The sequence below is a fragment of the Aeromicrobium sp. genome (assembly GCF_047606445.1).
Taxonomy (GTDB): Bacteria; Actinomycetota; Actinomycetes; order Propionibacteriales; family Nocardioidaceae; genus Aeromicrobium.
Window position 1 is genome coordinate 1 of the sequence record NZ_JASGEK010000018.1, and the last position, 20,460, is coordinate 20,460.

The following is a 20,460-nucleotide window of genomic DNA, read 5'->3' on the forward strand; positions in this document are numbered from 1 at the left end:
CGGTCACGGCCGAGGACGTGCGGCGTGGGAGCGTCGACAATGTGGCGACCGCGACGGGCACTGATCCGTCGGGCGGGGCGTACACGTCGGAGGAGTCGAAGGTGTCCACGGCGACGGCCGGGGCGGCCCTGCCGGGCACGGGCTCGGGTCTCACCCCGGGCTATGTGCTCCTGGGCCTGCTCCTCGCGGCCGCCGGAGTTCTCGCGCTGCGGGCCGTCAGACACCGCCGACACGCCTGACATCCCGGCCTCGCCCGGATCCGCATCCGGTCACGGACACGGATCCGGGCGAGGTCGTTCACCCCGATCGATCAGGTCGTCGGAACCGGCGAGGTGGCGGTCAGCTTCCGTCGCCTGTGCCTGCGTCCCGAATTCGCCTCAGGTCACACCTGGTCGTAGGAGGCGAGGTGGCGGTCGAGGGCGGACCAGACGTGGTCTTTGGCGCGGGGGGACGAGACGACGCCGAGGTGGCTGAAGCCGTCGACCTCCACATACTCGACCTTCGCCTCGGGGAAGGCCTCGACGCCGGCTTTGACGGACTCGGCGTGGGCGATGGCGTCGGTGCTGCTGCCGACCAGCAGGGTCGGGACCGCGAGGTCGCGGGTCGCGATGGTCAGGTCGTCGGTCAGTCGGACCTCGCCGTGCATGAACGCCCGACCGTACGTCAGCAGCGCGATGGACTGGTTGAGCAGACGCGCCGGATAGCCGGGCATGGACGACGTGAACCGGTCGGTCGCCTCGATGCGCGCCAGAGTCTCGGGCTGGTCGAGGTTGGTCAGCAGCGTCCACGGCTTCGTCAGCTCGCGCACGGGCGACAGCCACCGGTAGGCCAGCCGGGTCGCCACGGCGGGCGCGCCGCCGACCAGCTTCATCGGCGCGAGCAGCGGAGCCATGCCGACGACGTCGCCGACGGCGAACAGCGGCGCGTAGGTGGCCGTCCGCCGGTAGTCGATGGGAGCGGCCAGGCCGGTGATCGACGCGATGGGAAGGTCGGGCAGGTGGGCGCCGAGCATGAGCGACATCGACGCGCCCAGCGACCAGCCGACGAGGTGGACCGGCTGGCCGTGCTCGTCGGCGATCCGCTGGACGGCCGTCGGCAGCAGGTCGTCGACCCAGTGCTCGAAGCCCATCGCCCGGTCGGCGAAGGTCATCTCGCCGTAGTCGATCGTGTAGGTCGGGCGGGCCTGCGCCAGGTGCGCGGCGAGGCTCTGCCCCGGCCGCAGGTCCCAGCAGGACACCGGCACCGCCAGCGGCGTCACCAGCAGCACCGGGTTCCCGGACTGCTCCGGCGACGGCGCGACCCGGCGCACCAGCGCGTGCGGCTCCTCGTACAGCACGGTCGAGGGCGTTCCCTCCCACTGCTCGACGCCAGGGCCGAGCGGCGAGAGCGCCCACGCGGTACGGGCCGAGCGGAGCAGAGTCGTGGCGTTCATTCGGAGTCCTTCCACCCGACGAGTAAGCGTTTGAGCACCTTGCCCGTGGGGTTGCGGGGGAGCTCGGACAGGAAGATCACATCGCGCGGGACCTTATAACGGGCCAGCCGTTCGCGGACATGGGCCTTGAGGCCGTCGACGGTCAGTTCGGCGCCGTCGTGGACGGCGACGAAAGCGCGCAACCGGTGGCCGAACTCCGCGTCGTCCACGCCGACCACCGCGACCTCGCGCACGGCGGGGTGGGCGACGAGCAACTCCTCGACCTCGGCGGGGAAGACGTTCTCGCCGCCGGAGACGATCATGTCGTCGTCGCGGCCGTCGATGTGGAGACGGCCGTCCTCGAAATGACCGACGTCGCCGGTGGCCATGAGGCCGTCGACGATCTCCTTGTGGCCGCCGCCGGTGTAGCCCTCGAAGGGCGTGACGGTGCCGACGAACACGCGGCCCTTCTCGCCGGTCGGGACCGGCCGGCCGTCGTCGTCGACGATGACCACGCGGGAGCCGAGCGCGGGGCGTCCGACCGACGTCGGATAGCGGCGCACCTCGGCGGGCGTCGCCAGGGTCGCGATGGACACCTCCGTCGAGCCATACAGGTTGAACAGGACGTCGCCGAAGCGGTCCTGGAACTCACGGGACACCGCCGCCGGGAGCGCCGCGCCGGAGCAGAAGGCGACCCGCAGGCACGACGTGTCGTAGCGGTCGGCCGTCTCCCGGGGCAGCGCCAGCACCCGCTGCAGCATGACCGGCACCGTGCAGACCGTCGCCGCCCGATGGGTCGCGATGTCGGACAGGAACGCCTCGGGGTCGAAGGACCGTCGCAGCACGACTTTCGCGCCGAGCCCGAAGGACAGCACCGTCATGATGAGCCCGGTCCCGTGGAACAGCGGCGGGCCGATGACGGTCGCCTCCCGGGCGCGCATCGGCATGCGGTCGAGCAGGCTGCCCGGCAGCGTGTAGCCGCGCGGCTCGGTGCGCGGCGCGCCCTTCGGGGCGCCGGTGGTGCCGCTGGTCAGCAAGACCAGACGGCCAGGTTTCTCGGGCGCGGGCGGCACAGCGGCCGAGGACGCGTCCGCGAGGTCGGTGAGGTCGTCGGCGGGACGGGTGACGTCGGTCCAGAGGATCGGCAGGCCGATCCCCTCCACGGCCGCCGCGAGATCGGCGTCGACCACCAGCAGGTCGACACCCTCCCGGGCGATCACCTCCCGGGCCTGCGGCGCGGAGAAGCCGGTGTTCAGCCAGACGGTGTTGAGTCCGGCGCGCGAGGCCGCCATCGCCGCGACGATCGGGCCGCGATGGTTGCGGCAGAGCATGCCGACGGTCTGGCCGGGTCGGTACTGCTCGCGCCAGGCGTTCGCCACCCGGTTGATCTGCCCGTCGAGGTCGGCGTAGCTGATCTCGCCGCGCTCGTCGGCGACCGCCGGGAACCGGCCGTGGTGCAGCGCGCCAGCCCGCACCGCCCCGCCGAACGGGCCGAACTTCTTCATCGCGAGCACAACGCCGGGCAGCGTGTGTGGCGCGGTCAACGGCAGCACTCCGGCACGGACCATGGCGGCGACGGACCGGACTTCCAGGGACGCGCGGTGCAGCGGGTTCATGAGTCCTCCCTCTTCTGGCGGTGGGTGACGCCGACGACGGGCAGACGCAGTGCGCCCGACACGCCCTCGGGGACCGCCGGGTGAGACTCCAGCACCGCCACCCGGTAGCCCTTCTCGGTCAGCCGCAGCGCGCTGACCGAGCCGCCGAAGCCGGACCCGATGACGACGACGTCGTAGTGCTCGCTCATGCCTCGGCGTCGCGCGGCAAGCCGAGCATGCGCTCGCCGATCACGCTCAGCTGGACCTCGGTCGTGCCGCCGTAGATCGTCGTCGCCCGGCCCGCGAGCAACTGCTCGACGGCGTGGTCGCTCGGCTCGCCGGAGACCGCCACGGTCCCGGCGACGCCCAGCTCGGCGACGATGAACTCCGCGATCTTCTGGCTGATGCCCATCGCCAGCAGTTTGCCCGCGCTCGACGTGGTGGAGGTGTCGGCGCCCGTCAACTGCTGGAGCACGACCCGCGCGCCCATCACGTCGACAGCCTGGCTCTCGGCGATCAACTCGCCCACCTGGTGACGCGCCACCGCCGACAGCTCCCGGCCCTGGGTGAAGCGCAGCAGGTCGCCGTCGTTGGCGTAGGCCTCCGTCTTCTGACTGCGCATGACCCGCTCGCTGCCGAGCGTCGTGCGGGTGACCTCCCAGCCCCGGTCGACCTCGCCGACGACGTAGGCGTCGGGAATGAAGACGTCGTCGAAGAAGACCTCGTTGAACAGCGCCGACCCGGTCATCTCGCGCAGCGGCCGGACGTCGACGCCGTCGCTGGACATGTCGAGCAGGAAGTAGGCGATGCCCTGGTGCTTCGGGGCGCCGGTGTTCGTGCGGGCGACGGTAGTACAGGTGGGCGTCGTGCTCCCAGGTGAAGCCGATGCCGCCGTGGACCTGGATGCAGTCCTGCGTGACCTCGACGGCGAGGTCGGGGGCGACGAGGGCGGCGACGTCTCCGGCGAATCCGGCGGTGCCGTCGCCCCGGTCGAGCGCGGCGGCCGTGTCCCACACGGCGGCGCGGGCCTGCTCCAGGGCGATGCCCATGCGGGCACAGGTGTGCTTGACCCCCTGGAACTGGCCGATGGGACGGCCGAACTGGACGCGGATCTTCGCGTACTCCGAGGCCTCGGCGACCGCCCGCGCCATGACGCCGACCGCCTCCGCGCCGAGCACGACCGCAGCCACGGCGTTCGCCCGGCTCTCGTCGAGCGACAGCAGCCGGTCGGCCGGAACGACGAGGCCGTCGGCTACGACCCGGGCGGCCGGACGCAGCACGTCGAGTCCGTCCTGCGGCGACGCCTTCACCTGGCCGGCGTCGACCATGACCCAGCGCGTCGCACCGTCGGCCGTCACCGGCAGGACCAGCACGTCGGCCTGGCCGCCACCAGCCACACCGTCCCAGGCGCCCGTGACCCGCAGGCCGTCGCCCTCGCCGGTCGCCTCCGGCGTTCCGCTCGCCGCCAGCGCCGTCGCGCCCGGCGCCGTGCCGTCGACCAACGACGGCAACAGCGACACCGCCGCTCCGCCGTCGGCCTGAAGCAGCGCCGACGTCAGCACCGTCGGCGTGAAGGAGCCGGGGATCGCCCGACGTCCCAGCGCCTCCAGCGCGACCGCGAGCGTCATCAGCCCGCCGCCGGAGCCGCCGTGCGCCTCGTCGACGTGCAGGCCCAGCAGGTCGTAGTCGACCAGGGCCTTCCAGAACACCGGCTGCTCCGGCTCGCCTTTCGCCTCGACGATCGCGCGGACCGCGTCGGGGGTGATGACGCTGTCGGCGAGATCGGCCACCGCCGCGGCGAGGTCGACGTGCTCGGGGGTCAGGCCGAGGACCAGCTCATAGTGCTGGCGTGCCATGTTTCTCCTGTTCAGTTCCCGGCGAGGAGGCCCTTGGCGACGTGCGCCACCTGGATCTCGTTGCCGCCGAACAACCGGACGGCCTCCATCGCCACGTCGGTGGCGGCCTCGGTCGAGTAGAGCTTCATCGCCGAGGCCTCGGCGAGGGTCGGCAGTTTCCCGGCCTTGATCGCGTGGCCCGTCTCGGACCAGGCGTGCATGTCAGAGTCCTCAGCCGAGACGGTCGGCGAGGTCGGCGATCTCCCACGGACCCTCGGACTCGATCATCGCGACCTCGTGCCAGCCGGCCATCTCCTGGATGACGCCGCCCTGCACGGCGAAGAACTTGCCGTTGAGCGTGCAATCGGCCGCAGCGAGGCGCGCCACGAGCGGGGAGATGTTGGCCGGGCTGAAGGCGTCGAACTCGCCCTCTTCGACCTCGTCGGCGAAGATCGCGCCCATGCCGGGGGTGGCCAGCGTGAGGCGGGTGCGTGCGATCGGGGCGATCACATTGGCGCGCACGCCGTACCGGTCGAGCTCGTCGGCCGCCACCAGGGTCAGCGCGGCCACGCCCGCCTTGGCGGCCCCGTAGTTGGCCTGGCCGGCGTTCGGCATGAAGGTGCCGGAGGCCGAGGCGGTGTTGACCACCGAGGCCTGGACCGTCTGCCCGGCCTTGCTCTGCGCCTTCCAATAGGCGGCGGCGTGGTGCAGCGGGGCGGCGGTGCCCTTGAGCACCACGGCGAGCACCGCGTCCCACTGCGACTCCTCCAGATTCGGGATGAAGGCGTCGCGCAGGATGCCGGCGTTGTTGACCAGGACGTCGAGGCCGCCGAAGGTGTTGACGGCCTGCGTGACCAGGTTCTCCGCGCCCGACCAGCTAGCGACGTCGTCGGTGTTGGCGACCGCCTCGCCGCCGGCGGCGACGATCTCCTCAGCGACCTGCTGGGCGGGTCCGGCGTCGCTGCCGCTGCCGTCGTTGGCGCCGCCGAGGTCGTTGACCACGACCTTCGCGCCCTCGGAGGCCAACAGCAGCGCGTGCTCGCGGCCGATGCCGCGCCCCGCCCCGGTGACGATGGCGACGCGTCCGTCAAGAGTTCCCATGATGTGTGTCCTTTGAAGAAGAGGGGTCAGTCGGTGATGACGGCGAGGCCGTCGCGCAGGACGAGGTCGTCGCCGACGGAGGTCTCGAAGCCGACGGCGCGCTCGCCGTCGTTCGACGGGAGGTCCCAGAAACGGGTGGTCAGGTCCTGGCCGGGCAGGACCGGCTTGGTGAAGCGCACCGCGAGCCGCCTGAGCCGCGCGACGTCGCCGCCGGCGAACTGCTCCAGCGCCGCCCACGAGGTGAACGCCATCGTGCAGAGGCCGTGGTTGATGATGCCCGGCAGGCCCGACATGCGGGCGATCTCGTCGTCGAGGTGGATCGGCATCGGGTCGCCGGAGGCGGGGGAGTACCGGAAGGTCTGGTCCTCGTCGACGTGCTGGGTCACCTCGGCGACCGGCGCGGTCGCGGTGATCGCCGCGTCCAACGCGTGCCCCGGGGCCAGCTCGCCGACGGTTGTGCCGGCGTCGACACCTCGGAAGAAGGCGGTGATCCACTGCTCGTTGACCAGCTCGCCGCCTGAGTCACGGGTCTCGGCGTAGATCACGACGGTCGAGCCGGTGCTCAGCGAGGCGTAGCCGGTGGCCTTGGCCTTGCAGGTGAGCACGTCGCCGGGTCGGATCGGCCGGTGGAAGTGGAAGTCTTGCTCGCCGTGTACGAGCTTCATCAACAGCTCCACCGGCGCGACCTCCAGGGCCGCCGGGGCCATCGACATGAACGTCGGGACCACGGCGAACAGCGGCGGGGCGACCGTGCCGTCGCGATGCGCCTCGATGGGGTCGTTGGTGGCCGCCGCGTACTCGGCGACGCGTTCGGCGGTGACCTCGAAGACGAGGTCCTCGCTCCACTTCTCCAGGCCTTCGTCCTCGAAGGTCACCGCCGTGGGCATCAGGCCGCGACCAGATCGGAGAACTTCGCGAGCGAGGCCTCGAGGTCCTTCTGCGTGTTCTTCGCGACGGCCTTGCCGATGGGGCCGACGATCATCGTTCCGGTGAACTCGGCGTCCATCGTGATCGACGAGCCGCCGTCGGTCTCGGCGATGCTCAGCGCGAACTTCACCTGGACGCCGGCCATGCCGGCGCCCTCGATGGCGACCGAGCGCGGGGCGTCGACCTCGGTGACCTTCCACTCGATCTTGTTCGCCATGCCCATGACCGAGACGACCTCGGTGATCTGGGCGCCGACGGTGATCTCGGAGGGCAGCTCGGACTTCCAGCCCTGGTGGATGGTCAGCCAGTTCTCCCAGCTCTCGAGGTTGGTGAGCTGGTCCCAGGCGGCCTGGGGGCTGACAGACAGGTCCTGCGTGACGGAGACGTTGGCCATGACTTCTCTCTTTTCCTTCGGTGGTGGGATTCAGTGGGCTTTGCGGTAGGCCGTGACGACGACCGCGCCGCCGAGGCCGATGTTGTGCTGCAGTGCGACGCCGCCGGGCTGCGCGGCGCGCTCGACCTGACGCTTGTCGGCGGTCCCGCGCAGCTGCCAGGTGAGCTCGCTGCACTGGGCCAGGCCGGTCGCGCCGAGCGGGTGGCCCTTGGAGATGAGGCCGCCGGAGGGGTTGACGACCCAGCGTCCGCCGTAGGTGGTCTCGTCGTTGTCGACGAGCTTGCCGGCCTCGCCGTCGGCGCACAGGCCGAGCGCCTCATAGGTCAGCAGTTCGTTGGCGCTGAAGCAGTCGTGCAGCTCGATGACGCTGACGTCCTCGGGGCCGACGCCGGCCTGCGCGTAGACCTCCTGCGCGGCGCGGCGGGTCATCTCCTTGCCGACGAGCGACTGCGCCGACTGGTCGTCGAAGGTGCTGGTCATGTCGGTGACCATGGACTGTCCGATGATCTCGACCGCCTGACCCCACAAGCCGTGCTGCTCGACGAAGGCCTCGCTGGCGAGGATCGCCGCGCCGGAGCCGTCGGAGGTCGGCGAGCACTGGAGCTTGGTGAGCGGGCTGTAGATCGTCGGCGCGTCGAGGATCTCCTGCAGCGTGTACTCGGTCTGGAACTGCGCGTACGGATTGTTGACCGAGTGCCGGTGGTTCTTGAGGCCGACCTTCGCGAACTGCTCGGGCGTCGTGCCGTACCGCTCCATGTGCTCGCGACCGGCGGCGCCGAACATGTACGGCGCGGGCGGCATGGCGAACTCCTGCAGCTCGGCCAGCGCCAGCAGATGGCGCATCATCGGCTGCTCACGGTCGTCGAAGGTCGAGCCGAGCGAGCCGGGCTGCATCTTCTCGAAGCCGAGCGCGAGCGTGCAGTCGGCCAGGCCGCCGCGGACCGCCTGGGCGGCGAGGTAGAGCGCGGTCGAGCCGGTCGAGCAGTTGTTGTTGACGTTGACGACCGGGATGCCGGTCATGCCGAGCTCGTAGACGGCGCGCTGCCCGGCGGTGGACTCGCCGTAGACGTAGCCGACGTAGGCCTGCTGGACGAGGTCGTAGCCGAAGCCGGCGTCCTCCAGGGCCTTCGTGCCCGCCTCGCGCGCCATGTCGGGGTAGTCCCAGTCGCGTGATCCCGGCTTCTCGAACTTCGTCATGCCGACGCCGACGACGTACACCTTGTTGCTTGTCATGAACGCTTTCCTCGCGGGTGTGCGGAGACCGTCTCGCGATCTACCATGGACATCTTGTCCGGGACAAAGTACCCCGGACAAGATGTCTAGGCAAGGGTGGGGGTTATCGTCGTGCCATGGCACAGACGGTGAAGGACGCGCCCGCGACCAGCGACGGCCGCGATCGCCGGTGGGACGACCACCGTCAGGCGCGGCGCGATCATTTCCTGGACACCGCGATCTCGCTGATCGACGCGGAGGGCTCGGGGGTCGGCGTGGCGGCGATGGCCAAGGCCGCCGAGATGCCGCGTTCGGTGGTCTACAAGCTGTTCGGCGACCGCAAAGACCTCGACGAGCACATCCGGCAGCGCATCGTCGCCGAGGTCAGCGCCGCGATCTGGGACAGCCTCGTCGCGACCGGCAGCATCCGCGACCTCGTGCGCGGCGGCGTGGAGACCTATGTCGAGTGGGTGGCCGCGCACCCGCATCTGCACCGCTTCATCGGGTCGGGCTCGCAGAGCGCGCCGACCACCGAGTCGCGCGCCAGCCGCAGCGGCAAGCGCAGTTTCGCCTCGCGGGTGCGCGACCTGATCGAGGCGGCGTGGGCGCAGGCCGTCGCCGAGGGGTCGCTGCCGCCGGGGGTGGCCGAGCACCTGGCCTACGGGGCGGTCGGCCTGGTCGACAGCGTCGTCAACCGCTGGCTCGCCACCGGCGCCAAAGTCACCACCACGCATGAGTTGGTCGCCTTCCTCACCGACGCCATCTGCGGGATCGTCGAGGCGGGCGGCCGTGGGGCCGGGATTGACGTCGACGTGGACGCGGTCATGGACCTGGGGATCACGCCCGAATAGCATCGACGCGATGTCCGGGGTACTCTCGGTATGTTGTCCTCCCCGTCGATCAGGAGTCAGCTATGTCGGTCACCACGTCGTACGACGAGAAGCTCGCGGTGCTGTCGGAGGGGTCGGTGCACCAGCACTTCGACGCCTTCGAGGACATCGCGTGGGATGAGCCCGCGTTCGCCATCGAGGCGAGCGACCCGCGTCTGAAGGCCCCCACCTCCCACCTGCTCGCCCAGACCGAGTGGTACCAGTCGCTGCCCGAGGAGCGGCAGATCGAGGTCGGCACCTGGTTCATGGCGCAGATGTGCAAGGTCGGCCTGCACTTCGAGAACCTGCTGATCCGTGGCCTCATGGGCTATGTCTTCACCCTCGACAACGACAACCCCGAGTTCCGGTACGTCACCCACGAGGCGACCGAGGAGACGCACCACACTCAGATGTTCCAGGAGTTCGTCAACCGGACCGGCGCCGACGCGCCCGGGCTGCGGTGGTGGGCCAAGCCCTTCCACCACGTCATCCCGATGTTCTCGACGATCTTCCCCGAGTTCTTCTTCGTCATGGTGCTCGGCGGCGAGGAGCCGATCGACCACATGCAGAAGCACATCCTGCGGGCCTCGGAGGACGAGCTGCACCCGCTGATGCGCCGGATCACCCAGATCCACGTCGCCGAGGAGGCCCGGCACATCTCCTTCGCGCACAGCTACCTCGTCAAGCGCTCGCAAGAGGTCGGCTTCGTCAAGCGCGCGCTGCTGGCGCTGCTCACGCCGATCGTCATGCGGATCATGTGCGACATGATCCTCGCGCCCGACGCCCGTTCGGCCAAGAAGCTCGGCATCCCGCGCAAGGTCCGCAAGCAGATGTACTGGCGCGACCCGGCGTCGAAGCAGTTCCTCAGCGACATGTTCGGCGACGTCCGCATGCTCGCCGACCAGATGGGCATCCGCACCCGCTGGACCCGGCCGATCTGGAAGGCGATGGGCATCGACGGCGCGCCGTCGCGGTTCCGGGGCGAGACGCACGAGCGCGCCGCCCTCGCGCACGGGGAGCGCTGAGTGCCGCACGTCGTCACGCAGTCCTGTTGCAGCGACGCGTCCTGCACCGTCGCCTGCCCGGTCAACTGCATCCACCCCGGACCCACCACCGACGAGTTCGGCGCCGCCGAGATGGTCTACATCGACCCGTTGGCCTGCGTCGACTGCGGTGCCTGCGTGACCGCCTGCCCGGTCGACGCGATCAAGCCGCACACGGCCCTGTTGCCCGGCGAGCTGCCGTTCCTCGAGGTCAACGCCCGTCACTTCGCCGAGTCGCCGCACGCCGACCGGCCGGTGCTGGCCGCCGTGCCGCACCGTCGGGCGACACCGCACGGCCTGCGCCTGCGGGTGGCCGTCGTCGGGTCCGGGCCGGCCGGCCTCTACACGGCCGACGAACTGCTGCGCCGCCCCGGCGTGACGGTCGATGTGTTCGAGAAGTTGGACCGTCCGCACGGACTGGCCCGCTACGGCGTCGCGCCCGACCACCAGCGGACCCGTCAGATCGCCGACCTGTTCGCGGTGATCGAGCGGCAGAAGGGCTTCCGGTATCGCCTCGGCGTCGAGGTCGGCAAGGACGTCTCGCTGGCCGCGTTGGAGCGCGACTACGACGCGGTGGTGCACGCCGTCGGCGCGTCGACCGACCGGCGGCTCGACATCGCGGGCGAGGATCTGCCTGGCAGCGTCTCGGCCACCTCGGTCGTCGGCTGGTACAACGGCCACCCCGACCATGTCGGCCTGCCCGTCGACCTGTCGCACGAGCGGGTCGTGGTGGTCGGCAACGGCAATGTCGCGCTCGACGTCGCGCGCATCCTCACCGCCGACCCCGAGACGCTGGCGTCGACCAGTCTCGACCGCGCCGCGCTCACAGCGCTGCGGGACAGCCAGGTGCGCGAGGTCGTGGTGCTCGGCCGGCGCGGCCCGCTCGACGCGGCCTTCACACTGCCGGAGCTGCTCGGACTCGCGGCCTTGGAAGACGTCGACGTGCTGGTCGACGCCGCGGGTCTGGACATCGACGAGTCGACGCAGAAAGGCCGCGTGCTGGCCGAGTTGGCCGCCCGGGAGCCGCGCGAGGGACGCCGCCGGATCGTGCTGCGCTTCGGCGCCGCGCCGCGCGCGATCCTCGGCGCGGAGCGGGTCGAGGCGGTCGAGGTGGAGCGCCGCGTGCCGACTGCTGACGGCTGGTCCGCCACGGGCGAGGTCGAGCGGATCGCGTGCGGCATGGTGTTGCGCTCCATCGGCTACCGCGGTCTGCCGATCGACGGCCTGCCCTTCGACGAGGCGACCGGCACGGTCCCGCACGAGCGCGGCCGGGTACGTCCGGGCCACTACGTCGTCGGGTGGATCAAGCGCGGCCCCACCGGCTTCCTCGGCACGAACAAGTCCTGCGCGCAGGAGACGGTCGAGACCCTGATCGGCGACCTGATCGCCGCGAGCACACCGGCGAGGACGAGGGAACCGCTGCCCGCATGAGCACGAACGAGGAGCTGATCGCCCACGTCCGGGCGGCCAAGGAGGCGTTGCTCGACGAGCAGCGCGCCGAGAAGGTCGCCAAGCAGCACGCGCGCGGCAAACAGACCGCCCGCGAGCGCATCGCCGCCCTCACCTCTGAGTTCTACGAGTTCGGCGGCCTCGCCGGACCAGGACCGGCCAACAACGGCGCCGCGCCGCTCGTCGCGCCGGGCGACGGCGTGGTCACCGGCATCGGCTACGTCGACGGGCGTCCGGTGGCGCTGGCCGCCTTCGACTTCACGGTGCTCGGCGGCAGCAACGGCGCGGTCGGCATGGCCAAGCTCATGCGCTGCGCCGACCGCTGCCTGCGCGACAAGATGCCCTTCGTTCTGCTCATGGACGGCGGCGGCCACCGCATGCAGGAGGCGCTCGACTCGCGGCTGGCCGCGCCCGGCTCGGAGTTCCTGCTCAAGATCACCGACCTGTCCGGCTACGTCCCGCTCGTCGCGGCGATGATGGGGCCCGGTTTCGGCGCTCCGGCCAATATCGCGGCGTCCTGCGACTTCGTGACGATCGTGCGCGGCACGGGAACGATGGGGCTGTCGTCGGACTTCCTCGTCAAGAACGGCACCGGCGAGGAGGCCACCAACGAGGAGTTGGGCGGCGCCGACCGTTGCGCGCGACGCGGCGTGGTCGACCTCGCTGTGGACGACGAGGCCGAGGCGTTGGACGCGATCCGGCTGTACCTGTCGTATCTGCCGTCGTGGCAGGACGGCGCGCCGAATCTCGGTTCGGCGGGCGCCGAGCCCGGCCCGGACGCCGACCGGATCGACCAGCTCGTCCCGGCGAACACGCGCCAGGGCTACGACGTGCGCGAGGTGGTCGAGGCGCTGTGCGACGACGCTTCGGTGTTCGAGCTCAAACCCGACTTCGCGCCGAATGTCGTGACGACGTTGGCCCGGCTCGGCGGACGTCCGGTGGGGGTGGTCGCGAACCAGCCGCTGCGCCTCGGCGGCGCGCTCGACAGCCCGGCCTCGGAGAAGGCGGCCCGTTTCATCGGCGTGTGCGACGCCTTCGGCCTGCCCGTCGTGCTGCTGATCGACCTGCCCGGTTTCATGGTCGGCGTGGCCGCCGAGGAGAGCCAACTGGTGCGCCGCAGCGCCCGTATCGGCTACGAGTTGGGTATCGCCACGGTGCCGCGCGCGGTGGTCGTGACCCGCAAGGCCTACGGCGCGGCGTATGTGGTGATGGGCGGCGGCCGCTCCATCGACGCCGACCTGTCGATCGCCTGGCCGACGGCCGAGATCTGCGCGATCCCGGTGGAGAGCGCCGTCGACATCGCTTTCAAGTCCGAGTACGAGAAAGCCGACGACCCGCAGGCCAAGCGGGCGGAGTTCCTGGAGTTGTTCCGCGCCAACATCGACCCGCTGCTGGCCGCCGAGGGCTTCGGGATCGACGACGTCGTGCTGGCCTCCGAGACCCGCCGCCTGCTGATCGAGACCTTCACCCGCGCCCAGCCTCGCCGTGCTCAGCGCGTCCCCGACAAACGGCGGTCCATCTCCCCGATCTGACGCGCTGGCCGAAGGCCTGATCGTCGTATGTGCGTTCGAAGAATGTCAGTGGCGGCCTTTACGGTGGATGGGATGGGAACTGCTGCGGCTGATGGCGGTTCAAGCAGGCTGGTAGTGGTCCGCTGGGACTGCCGGGACGTAGGGTGATGTGTGTGCTGATCGATGTTCGTCGTCCGCTCGCCGTGGATTTGTTCGCCGGCGCCGGGGGCTGTCGTTGGGACTGGAGCAGGCCGGATACGAGGTGGCCGCAGCGGTCGAGTTCGATCCGATCCACGCGGCGACGCACGAGTTCAATTTTCCTCAGGCGAAGACGTTCTGTGAGGACGTCTCAACGATCACGGGCGCGTGCATACGGGGGAACTCCGAGATCGGTGACCGTGAGATCCATCTTGTCGCCGGTGGGCCGCCTTGCCAGGGCATCTCGATGATGGGACGTCGGGTGATCGACGATCCGCGCAACGCCCTCTTGAAAGAGTTCGTGCGCAGGGTGCTGGAGTTGAAGCCACGCTACTTCCTGATGGAGAACGTGGCAGGCCTCATGGTCGGTGGTCACCGACAGCTGCTCGAGGAGGTGATCGAGATGTGTGAGGCGAGCGGTGAGTACGACGTCCTGACCCCTGTGGAGGTGTTGCAGGCCGCCGACTACGGATCGCCTCAGTCTCGCAAGCGCATGATCCTCCTCGGCGCGCGTCGGGGGTTGACGCTCCCGTCGTATCCCGAGCCGACCCACATCCCGCGCACACTGCGCGGGGTCGTTCCGCGGGTCGAGGAGGGCGGCCTGCCGCTCGGTCCCAGCGTGAATGACGCGCTGGCTGATCTGCCTGACGCCGACGACTTCGAGGAGCTCCTGCAAGGCGACCACGTCAGTGAGGTCGTCTACGGCGAGCCGAGCGTCTACGCGAGGTCGCTGCGCGATCCGGGTGACGACCCGACGGACTTCTCGAGGCCGAGGCCCTCTGTCGGGCGAGATCTCACGTCGTCGGCACGTACTCTGCACACGCAGAAGTCCATTGATCGATTCGCAGCCGCGGAGCCCGGAGACACTGAGCCGGTCAGTCGCTTCCTCAGGTTGCATCCAGAGGGTATCTGCAACACGTTACGCGCGGGCACCGCTTCTGATCGCGGCGCGTACACAGCTCCCCGCCCGATCCACCCGGTGCGTCCGAGGGTCATCACGGTGCGCGAGGCCGCTCGGTTGCACGGCTATCCGGACTGGTTCCGCTTCCACGTCACGAAATGGAACGGATTCCGTCAGATCGGCAACTCTGTGCCCGCGAGGCTCGGGCGGGCTGTCGGTGCTGCGATCCTCGCCGCTGATGGAGTGGAGCCTCAAAGGACGGGCCGCACGCCGGTGAGTCTTGGATCGCCTGAGCTTCTGTCGATGGCATCGGGTCAGGCTCATGCTTATTTCGGGCTCGAACAACGAGTGATTCCACAGCGTGACCGGAAGGCGGGCTGAGGTGGGTGGCGAGAATCGGTATGAGCGGCTCGCGGCCTGGGTGTTTGAGAAGCACTACGTCGCCGGTGACACCCACGTCGAGCGGAGGCGAGACGAGCTGACTGAGGCGGCGCAGGCTCTTGGCATTGAGTTGCCGAAAACCTTGGAGACGTCGTGTACTCGATCCGCTACCGGATCAGCGTGCCGGCCGTCATGCTGGAGGTCGCCCCGGAAGGCATGGAATGGATCATCCGTTCCATCGGAAGGTCGAGGTACGCCTTCGACTTGATCCCTGCGCAGGTGAGAGTGCGCCCCAACCTCGCCTTAGAGGTGACGAAAATCCCTGACGCCACGCCGGAGATCATCGCGAGATCGGCGCTTGGCGATGAACAGGCCCTCCTCGCGCTGGTGCGTTACAACCGGCTGATGGACCGCCCCACGTGGGTCCACAAGATGCCAGCGTGTTTGTAGCGGGTGCTGTTCCGTGGGGTCCAAGCCTTGTGGATAAGAGCCTCGACAGATCAGATCATCGACGTGATTCTGGCGGCATGTCTCTCAGCCGTGTCACACTGCCGGTAGCGGTGGCGCTCACTGATGGAGGATCAGCATGTCGGTTTCTGTCCCACAGGGTCTCGGGCCGTGGACGGTCGACGACCTGCCCGAGGACGGCCGTCGCTACGAACTGCTCGACGGGTGGCTGATCGTGTCCCCGGCGGCCGCGCCACGGCATGAGTTGGCGGCGGGCGAACTCGCGTTCGTGTTGAAGACTCACCTTGCGCGTCAACGTGTTCTCTCACCGGTGGGTGTCGACTTCGCGAACGCGACCTACCTGGTGCCGGATCTGGCGGTGACCGCTGAGGGCGTGGACGTGTGGAATGTCCGGCATCTCGGCCCCGGCGACGTCGACCTCGTGGTCGAGGTGGTCTCGCCGGGCTCGACCCGCCACGACCAGGTGATCAAGCGCGCCCGCTACGCCGCCGAGGGCATCGCCGCGTACTGGATCGTCGAGACCGACCCCGACCTCGTGCTGACCGCCCTGGAACTGCGGCCCGACGCCCAGGCCTACGTGGAGGTCGGCCGGTGGAGCGGCGATGACACGGTCAGCCTCGACCGCCCGTTCCCGGTGTCGTTCAGGCTCTCCGAGCTACGGGGCTGACTGTCCCAGTTCCGCCTCCAGCGCGGCGAAGAAGGCGTCCAGGAGGACGAGATCGACCTCGTCGGCGGACACCTCACGCGCCCAGGTCACGGGATCGGTGGTCAGTGCTGCACGCCGGTCGGCCATGCCGGCAACCTATCGGCACAGGATCCTCACCGCAGGGAGAGCAACTCCTCCGGAGTCCGCAGGAGCCAGTCCGTCGGGCCCGTCAGGCGTCCCTCGGCGACATCGTGCTCGCCTCGCAGACCCGCCGCCTGCTGATCGGAGACCTTCGCACGAGTCCAGCCCCGGCGCGCCCCCCGCGCCCCCGACAAACGGTGGTCCGCCTCCCTGATCCGAGCTGGCCAAGGGATGAAGGCGGGGGTGAATTTCGCCGGGTCGGTCGGGCGCTGCTCGCCACTGTCGACCGGGATTTGACGGGGGGGGGGTCTGCTTTTAGGCTGCGCAGTGTGGCGGCGGCTGTGTCGTCGCTTTGTCCTGTCTGTGAATGAGGAACAGTGCCAGCAACTCGAACACGCCGTCTTGTCCCTCTGAGTCTCGCGGCCGCGCTGGTCGGCGTGTCGCTCGTCATGGCGGTCGGTGCCGCCGTGGCCCCCGTCGAGGCGGCCCCCGCCGGACAGCCTGGCACCCCTGGAGTCCCGGGGGAGCTGTGGCATGAGGACTTCGAGTACGGCATGGACTCCGGCGAGGTCGTCCCGCTGGTCGACACGGGGTCGGGCGGCTACGTGGGCAAGAACGGCGAGACCTACACCGCCGACGACCCATGGGACAAGCCTGCGCGTTGGAATGGACTGGTGTACGACGGGAACTCGACCAACGCCGCGATGGAGGCCGTCGGCGTCCCCACGGGAAATACCTCCGCGAAGGACTCGCTGCGGACTTTGGCCAGCACCTTGGGGACGTTGAACGGCACCGATCCGGTGGCGGACAACCACGTCCTCGCGGCCTACACGAGCGGCTGGAACCACCCGGGCGACGTGGTCCAGTTCGCGACCACCGCGCCCCTGCCGGTCGAGGCGCAGGGCAGGTTCATCTCCTTCTCGGTCAACGCCGCGGCCACCAGCTGTTGGGCGGCGCACCCGGTCATGCGGTTCTTCCTCGTCGACGGAACCGAGAAGCACCAGGTCACCGCGTCCGACCTGGACCCGTGCGCCGGGTACGTCAACACGGGCACGTCGAACAACCCGTCGGGGCCTTACTACATGTCCGCCACCCTGACGGCCGACAGCGCGTTCCTGATGACCAGTGACGAACTGGGCATCGAGATGCGCAATATGACGGCCACCGCCGCGGGCAACGACGGCGCCATCGACGACATCAAGGTCCTGGACGTCACCCCGCAGCTCGACAAGCACTTCGGTGCCGCAGGCTTCTACACCGAGTCGTACACGGCGAAGACGGGCGACGTCGTCCCGCTGACGTTCACCGTCACCAACACCTCCGAACGGGGTCAGAAGACCGGTTGGTCGTTCACCGACGCCCTGCCCGGCGGCCTGAAGGTGGCGAATGTGCCGTCGCCGGTGTCGCTGAACGACTGCGCCGCCACGGTCACCGCGGCTCCCGGCGACGAGGAGGTCGTGGTGACGAACGGATCGTTGGCGGCGGGCGCGTCGTCGTGTGCGATCACCGTGATGGTGCAGGCCCCGGCCGACGCGGGCTCGGTCGTCAACGGCGCGGACGACATCACCGCCGTCGGCCTGGACGAGCCGAACGACGCCACCCTCACGGTCACCGCCCCGACCGCCCCGTCGACCTGCTCGGCCGAGGACGACCGCGCGGTGCAGCGGTACTGGTTCTTCGGCAACGGCGTCGGCTTCGACTTCGGCACCAGCGGCGACGCGGGTCCGACGCAGCTGACCTCCACGGGCGTCTCCTCCCAGGAGGGCACCACGGTGGTCACCAACACCGGCGGCGAGTTGCAGTTCTGGACCGATGGCGGCGGCGGCAACATCTACAACAAGAACCACCAGGTGATGACCAACGGCGCGGGCGTCACCGGCACGCCGACCTCGGTGGCGGCCTTCGCCGCGTCCGGGGTGGCCGGACGGTACTTCGTCGTGTCCACCAGCGCCGGGCAGCCGAATCCGGGACAGTTGTTCTGGACGCAGGTGAACATGAACACGTCCGACGGCCTGGGCGAGGTTGACGCCACGAACAAGAACGTCGCCCTGGGCGCGGCGGGCGCCGCCTCGGAGGCGGTCACCGCCGTGCCGACCGACGACGGCACCGGCTACTGGGTGCTGACCTACACCTACGACTCGCCGAACATCATCGCCTACAAGTTCGGCGACACCGGTCCGACGGGCGAGGTCGTCACGAGCGCGATGCCGACGAGCAACAGTGTGAGCGGCTACGGCTCCCTGGCCTTCGACGCCGACCTGCAGCAGTTGGTACAGCTCGACAGCCTGCACAGCACCAACCCCAACAACAACACGGGACAGGCCTCGCGGGTCCGGCTGTTGAACTTCGACGCCGCGACCGGCGCGGCCTCGTTGAGGGCCGAGTGGCTGACCGACGCCGGCACGGGCGGCGCCAAGGGCTACGTGGCCGACTTCTCGCCCTCGGGCCGGTACGTCTACGTGTCGAAGATCTTCAGCGCGACGGGCGGCGGCGCGCCGGGCGTGCTGCGCTATGACACGCAGGCCGCGGACATCGCCGCCTCGCAGACGTTGATCGGGAACGTCACCGCCGGCAACGGCGGTCAGGTCAAGCGGGGTCCCGACGGCCGCATGTACGTGGCGCAGTACGGCCAGGGCACGATCTCGGTGATCGAGGACCCCGACGCCGCCACACCGACCTTCCAGGCCGGTGGCATCACCTTGACGTCCGGCACGTCGAGCCAGTGGGGCCTGTCGCAGATGGTGACCGGCTGCCCCGCTCCGGGCCGTCTTGAGATCGTGAAGACGAGCGCCCTGCTGGACGACGGCGACGTCGACGGCGACGGCCAGGCCGACGTCGGCGACGTCATCACCTACACGTTCACGGTGAGCAACGACGGAGCCTCGGCGGTCGAGGATGTGACGATCGTCGACGACCATGCCGGCCTGTCGGCGACCGACCCGGCCTCGGTCGACATCCCGGGCAAGAGCCAGGCGACGTTCACCGCGACCTACACGGTCACACAGGCCGATGTGGACAGCGGGTTGATCGAGAACACCGCGACCGCCACGGGGACTCCGCAGGGCGGCGGCGACCCGATCGAGAGCGACCCGGACGACGACACGTTCGTCCCCGCTCCGCGCGATCCGAAGCTGGCGATCGAGAAGGCCAACGACGTCGCCGACGACGCGACGGTCGACGTCGGCGACGTCGTCGCCTACACCTTCACGGTGACGAACACCGGCAACACGACGATGACCGACGTGCAGGTGGCCGACCCGATGCCGGGCCTGTCGGCGTTGGACCCGGCGAGCGTCGCGAGCCTGGCCCCCGGCGAGGAGGCTGAGTTCACCGCGACGTACACCGTCGACGAGGACGACGTGGTGACCGGCGAGGTCGTCAACACGGCCACGGCCTCGGGTCTGAGCCCGATCGACGACGTCCGTCGCACCTCCGACCCGGACAGCTCGACGGCCACCACCGCCGACGCCGACCCGCGCCTCGTGCTGGACAAGACCGACGCGTTGACGACCGACGCCAATGACAACGGGCAGGCCGACGTCGACGACGTCGTCACCTACACGTTCACGGTCACGAACGAGGGCAACCTCACGGTCAGCGGTGTGACGGTCGACGACCCGATGGAGGGCCTGTCGGCGATCACCCCGGTCGCCCCGGCCGTCGACCCGGTCACCTTGGAGCCGGGCGGCGAGGCGGAGTTCACCGCGACCTACACCGTGACGCAGGCCGACCTGGACGCCGGTTTCCTGCGGAACACGGCCACCGCGGCCGGCTCCTACCCGCTCGAGGGCGGCGGAACCGACGTCGTGACCTCGCCCCCGGACTCGGTCGACAGCGACACGCTCGTCGCGCGGCCGGAGCTGACGATCGTGAAGTCGGCCGACCACGACGACGCGAACGGCAACGGCGTCGCGGACGAGGGCGAGATGATCGGCTACTCGTTCACGGTGACCAACACCGGCAACACGACGATGGAGAACGTGCGCGTGGTGGACCCGAAGGTCACCGGCCTGCCTGAGACGGGCGTCACGTTGGCCCCCGGCGAGGAGACCACGATCGAGGCCGACCCGTACCGGGTCACCGACGCCGACGTGGCCGCCGGCGAGGTCCTGAACACGGCGACCGCGCGCGGCAACGTGCCCGGCGGCTCGGAGTTCTCCTCCGACCCGTCGACGGCGACGGTCTCGGCGGAGAAGCCGGCCGAGAAGTCCGGCCTGCTGCCCTCGACGGGCGCGGCGGTCATGCTGGCGCTACTGTTGATCGGCGGTCTGGCCGTCGGCGTCGGCGGAGTCGTCGTGCGGGAGCGCCGCCGCCAGAGGCTGGTGTGACCGGCTGACTCCGAACGAGCGAGGGGCGTGTCCCAGGCGACTGGAGCACG

At 69.9% G+C, this 20,460-nt stretch carries 20 protein-coding genes and 2 pseudogenes; 10 read left to right on the plus strand and 12 right to left on the minus strand.

Annotation, left to right across the window (positions count from 1 at the left end; genetic code table 11):
* A partial coding sequence (locus QM621_RS04805) for a hypothetical protein (protein WP_414989225.1) occupies window positions 1–239 on the plus strand: 239 nt, incomplete at its 5' end.
* Window positions 240–382: 143 nt separating this feature from the next.
* On the opposite strand, the gene QM621_RS04810 is transcribed toward QM621_RS04805, so the two are convergent.
* The 5 genes and pseudogenes from QM621_RS04810 to QM621_RS04830 all read right to left on the minus strand — a co-directional run.
* Entirely contained in the window at window positions 383–1,432 is a 1,050-nt protein-coding gene (locus QM621_RS04810) for an alpha/beta hydrolase (protein WP_414989226.1), read from the minus strand.
* Window positions 1,429–3,027, minus strand: coding sequence for an AMP-binding protein (locus QM621_RS04815; protein WP_414989227.1), 1,599 nt, complete (start codon window positions 3,025–3,027; stop codon window positions 1,429–1,431). The genes QM621_RS04810 and QM621_RS04815 overlap by 4 nt, the downstream gene beginning before the upstream one ends.
* On the minus strand, window positions 3,024–3,215 hold the full coding sequence (locus QM621_RS04820; protein WP_414989270.1) for an FAD-dependent oxidoreductase: 192 nt from the start codon (window positions 3,213–3,215) through the stop codon (window positions 3,024–3,026). Before QM621_RS04820 ends, QM621_RS04815 begins: the two co-directional genes overlap by 4 nt.
* Window positions 3,212–3,793 (minus strand): acyl-CoA dehydrogenase family protein, encoded by a 582-nt coding sequence (locus QM621_RS04825; RefSeq protein WP_414989228.1) that lies wholly within the window; start codon window positions 3,791–3,793, stop codon window positions 3,212–3,214. The genes QM621_RS04820 and QM621_RS04825 overlap by 4 nt, the downstream gene beginning before the upstream one ends.
* Window positions 3,794–3,908: 115 nt before the next feature.
* Window positions 3,909–4,157: pseudogene (locus tag QM621_RS04830) on the minus strand (acyl-CoA dehydrogenase family protein); the annotation flags it as partial.
* On the opposite strand from QM621_RS04830, the gene QM621_RS04835 reads away from it, so the two are divergent.
* Window positions 4,093–4,548, plus strand: coding sequence for a hypothetical protein (locus QM621_RS04835; protein ID WP_414989229.1), 456 nt, complete (start codon window positions 4,093–4,095; stop codon window positions 4,546–4,548). The pseudogene QM621_RS04830 and the gene QM621_RS04835 overlap by 65 nt on opposite strands.
* A 20-nt stretch (window positions 4,549–4,568) precedes the next feature.
* Here the strand turns inward: QM621_RS04835 and QM621_RS04840 are convergent.
* The 6 genes and pseudogenes from QM621_RS04840 to QM621_RS04865 form a co-directional block, all read right to left on the minus strand.
* A pseudogene (locus QM621_RS04840) lies at window positions 4,569–4,862 on the minus strand (acyl-CoA dehydrogenase family protein); the annotation flags it as partial.
* Between the two features lie 11 nt (window positions 4,863–4,873).
* The gene (locus QM621_RS04845) at window positions 4,874–5,062 is read right to left on the minus strand and encodes an acyl-CoA dehydrogenase family protein (protein WP_414989230.1); all 189 of its coding nucleotides are present in this window, start codon (window positions 5,060–5,062) and stop codon (window positions 4,874–4,876) included.
* A gap of 10 nt (window positions 5,063–5,072) precedes the next feature.
* Window positions 5,073–5,942: an SDR family oxidoreductase gene (locus tag QM621_RS04850; protein WP_414989231.1), complete on the minus strand. Its 870-nt coding sequence runs from the start codon at window positions 5,940–5,942 to the stop codon at window positions 5,073–5,075.
* 26 nt (window positions 5,943–5,968) lie between these two features.
* The gene (locus tag QM621_RS04855; RefSeq protein WP_414989232.1) at window positions 5,969–6,829 is read right to left on the minus strand and encodes a MaoC/PaaZ C-terminal domain-containing protein; all 861 of its coding nucleotides are present in this window, start codon (window positions 6,827–6,829) and stop codon (window positions 5,969–5,971) included.
* Window positions 6,829–7,263: an SRPBCC family protein gene (locus QM621_RS04860; protein ID WP_414989233.1), complete on the minus strand. Its 435-nt coding sequence runs from the start codon at window positions 7,261–7,263 to the stop codon at window positions 6,829–6,831. The genes QM621_RS04855 and QM621_RS04860 overlap by 1 nt, the downstream gene beginning before the upstream one ends.
* A gap of 30 nt (window positions 7,264–7,293) precedes the next feature.
* Window positions 7,294–8,496, minus strand: coding sequence for a lipid-transfer protein (locus QM621_RS04865; RefSeq protein WP_414989234.1), 1,203 nt, complete (start codon window positions 8,494–8,496; stop codon window positions 7,294–7,296).
* 116 nt (window positions 8,497–8,612) lie between these two features.
* Here QM621_RS04865 and QM621_RS04870 point away from each other — a divergent pair, with 116 nt between their 5' ends.
* The 7 genes from QM621_RS04870 (at window position 8,613) to QM621_RS04900 (ending at window position 15,962) form a co-directional block, all read left to right on the plus strand.
* Complete coding sequence (locus tag QM621_RS04870; RefSeq protein ID WP_414989235.1) at window positions 8,613–9,326, plus strand: TetR/AcrR family transcriptional regulator; 714 nt, start codon at window positions 8,613–8,615, stop codon at window positions 9,324–9,326.
* Window positions 9,327–9,388: 62 nt separating this feature from the next.
* Complete coding sequence (locus QM621_RS04875; protein WP_414989236.1) at window positions 9,389–10,369, plus strand: AurF N-oxygenase family protein; 981 nt, start codon at window positions 9,389–9,391, stop codon at window positions 10,367–10,369.
* On the plus strand, window positions 10,370–11,818 hold the full coding sequence (locus QM621_RS04880; protein WP_414989237.1) for an FAD-dependent oxidoreductase: 1,449 nt from the start codon (window positions 10,370–10,372) through the stop codon (window positions 11,816–11,818).
* Window positions 11,815–13,368, plus strand: a complete 1,554-nt coding sequence (locus QM621_RS04885) for an acyl-CoA carboxylase subunit beta (RefSeq protein ID WP_414989238.1) — start codon at window positions 11,815–11,817, stop codon at window positions 13,366–13,368. The genes QM621_RS04880 and QM621_RS04885 overlap by 4 nt, the downstream gene beginning before the upstream one ends.
* A gap of 214 nt (window positions 13,369–13,582) precedes the next feature.
* Window positions 13,583–14,827: a DNA cytosine methyltransferase gene (locus QM621_RS04890; protein WP_414989239.1), complete on the plus strand. Its 1,245-nt coding sequence runs from the start codon at window positions 13,583–13,585 to the stop codon at window positions 14,825–14,827.
* A gap of 153 nt (window positions 14,828–14,980) precedes the next feature.
* Window positions 14,981–15,277 carry a hypothetical protein gene (locus tag QM621_RS04895; RefSeq protein ID WP_414989240.1) on the plus strand — a complete coding sequence of 99 codons (297 nt, stop codon included), beginning with the start codon at window positions 14,981–14,983 and terminating at the stop codon, window positions 15,275–15,277.
* A gap of 136 nt (window positions 15,278–15,413) precedes the next feature.
* Entirely contained in the window at window positions 15,414–15,962 is a 549-nt protein-coding gene (locus QM621_RS04900) for a Uma2 family endonuclease (protein ID WP_414989241.1), read from the plus strand.
* Here QM621_RS04900 and QM621_RS04905 read toward each other — a convergent pair.
* The gene (locus QM621_RS04905; protein ID WP_414989242.1) at window positions 15,951–16,088 is read right to left on the minus strand and encodes a hypothetical protein; all 138 of its coding nucleotides are present in this window, start codon (window positions 16,086–16,088) and stop codon (window positions 15,951–15,953) included. The two genes, QM621_RS04900 and QM621_RS04905, sit on opposite strands and share 12 nt — an antisense overlap.
* A gap of 431 nt (window positions 16,089–16,519) precedes the next feature.
* Between QM621_RS04905 and QM621_RS04910 the strand changes: the two genes are divergently transcribed.
* Window positions 16,520–20,410, plus strand: a complete 3,891-nt coding sequence (locus QM621_RS04910) for an LPXTG cell wall anchor domain-containing protein (protein WP_414989243.1) — start codon at window positions 16,520–16,522, stop codon at window positions 20,408–20,410.
* Window positions 20,411–20,460: the final 50 nt, after the last annotated feature.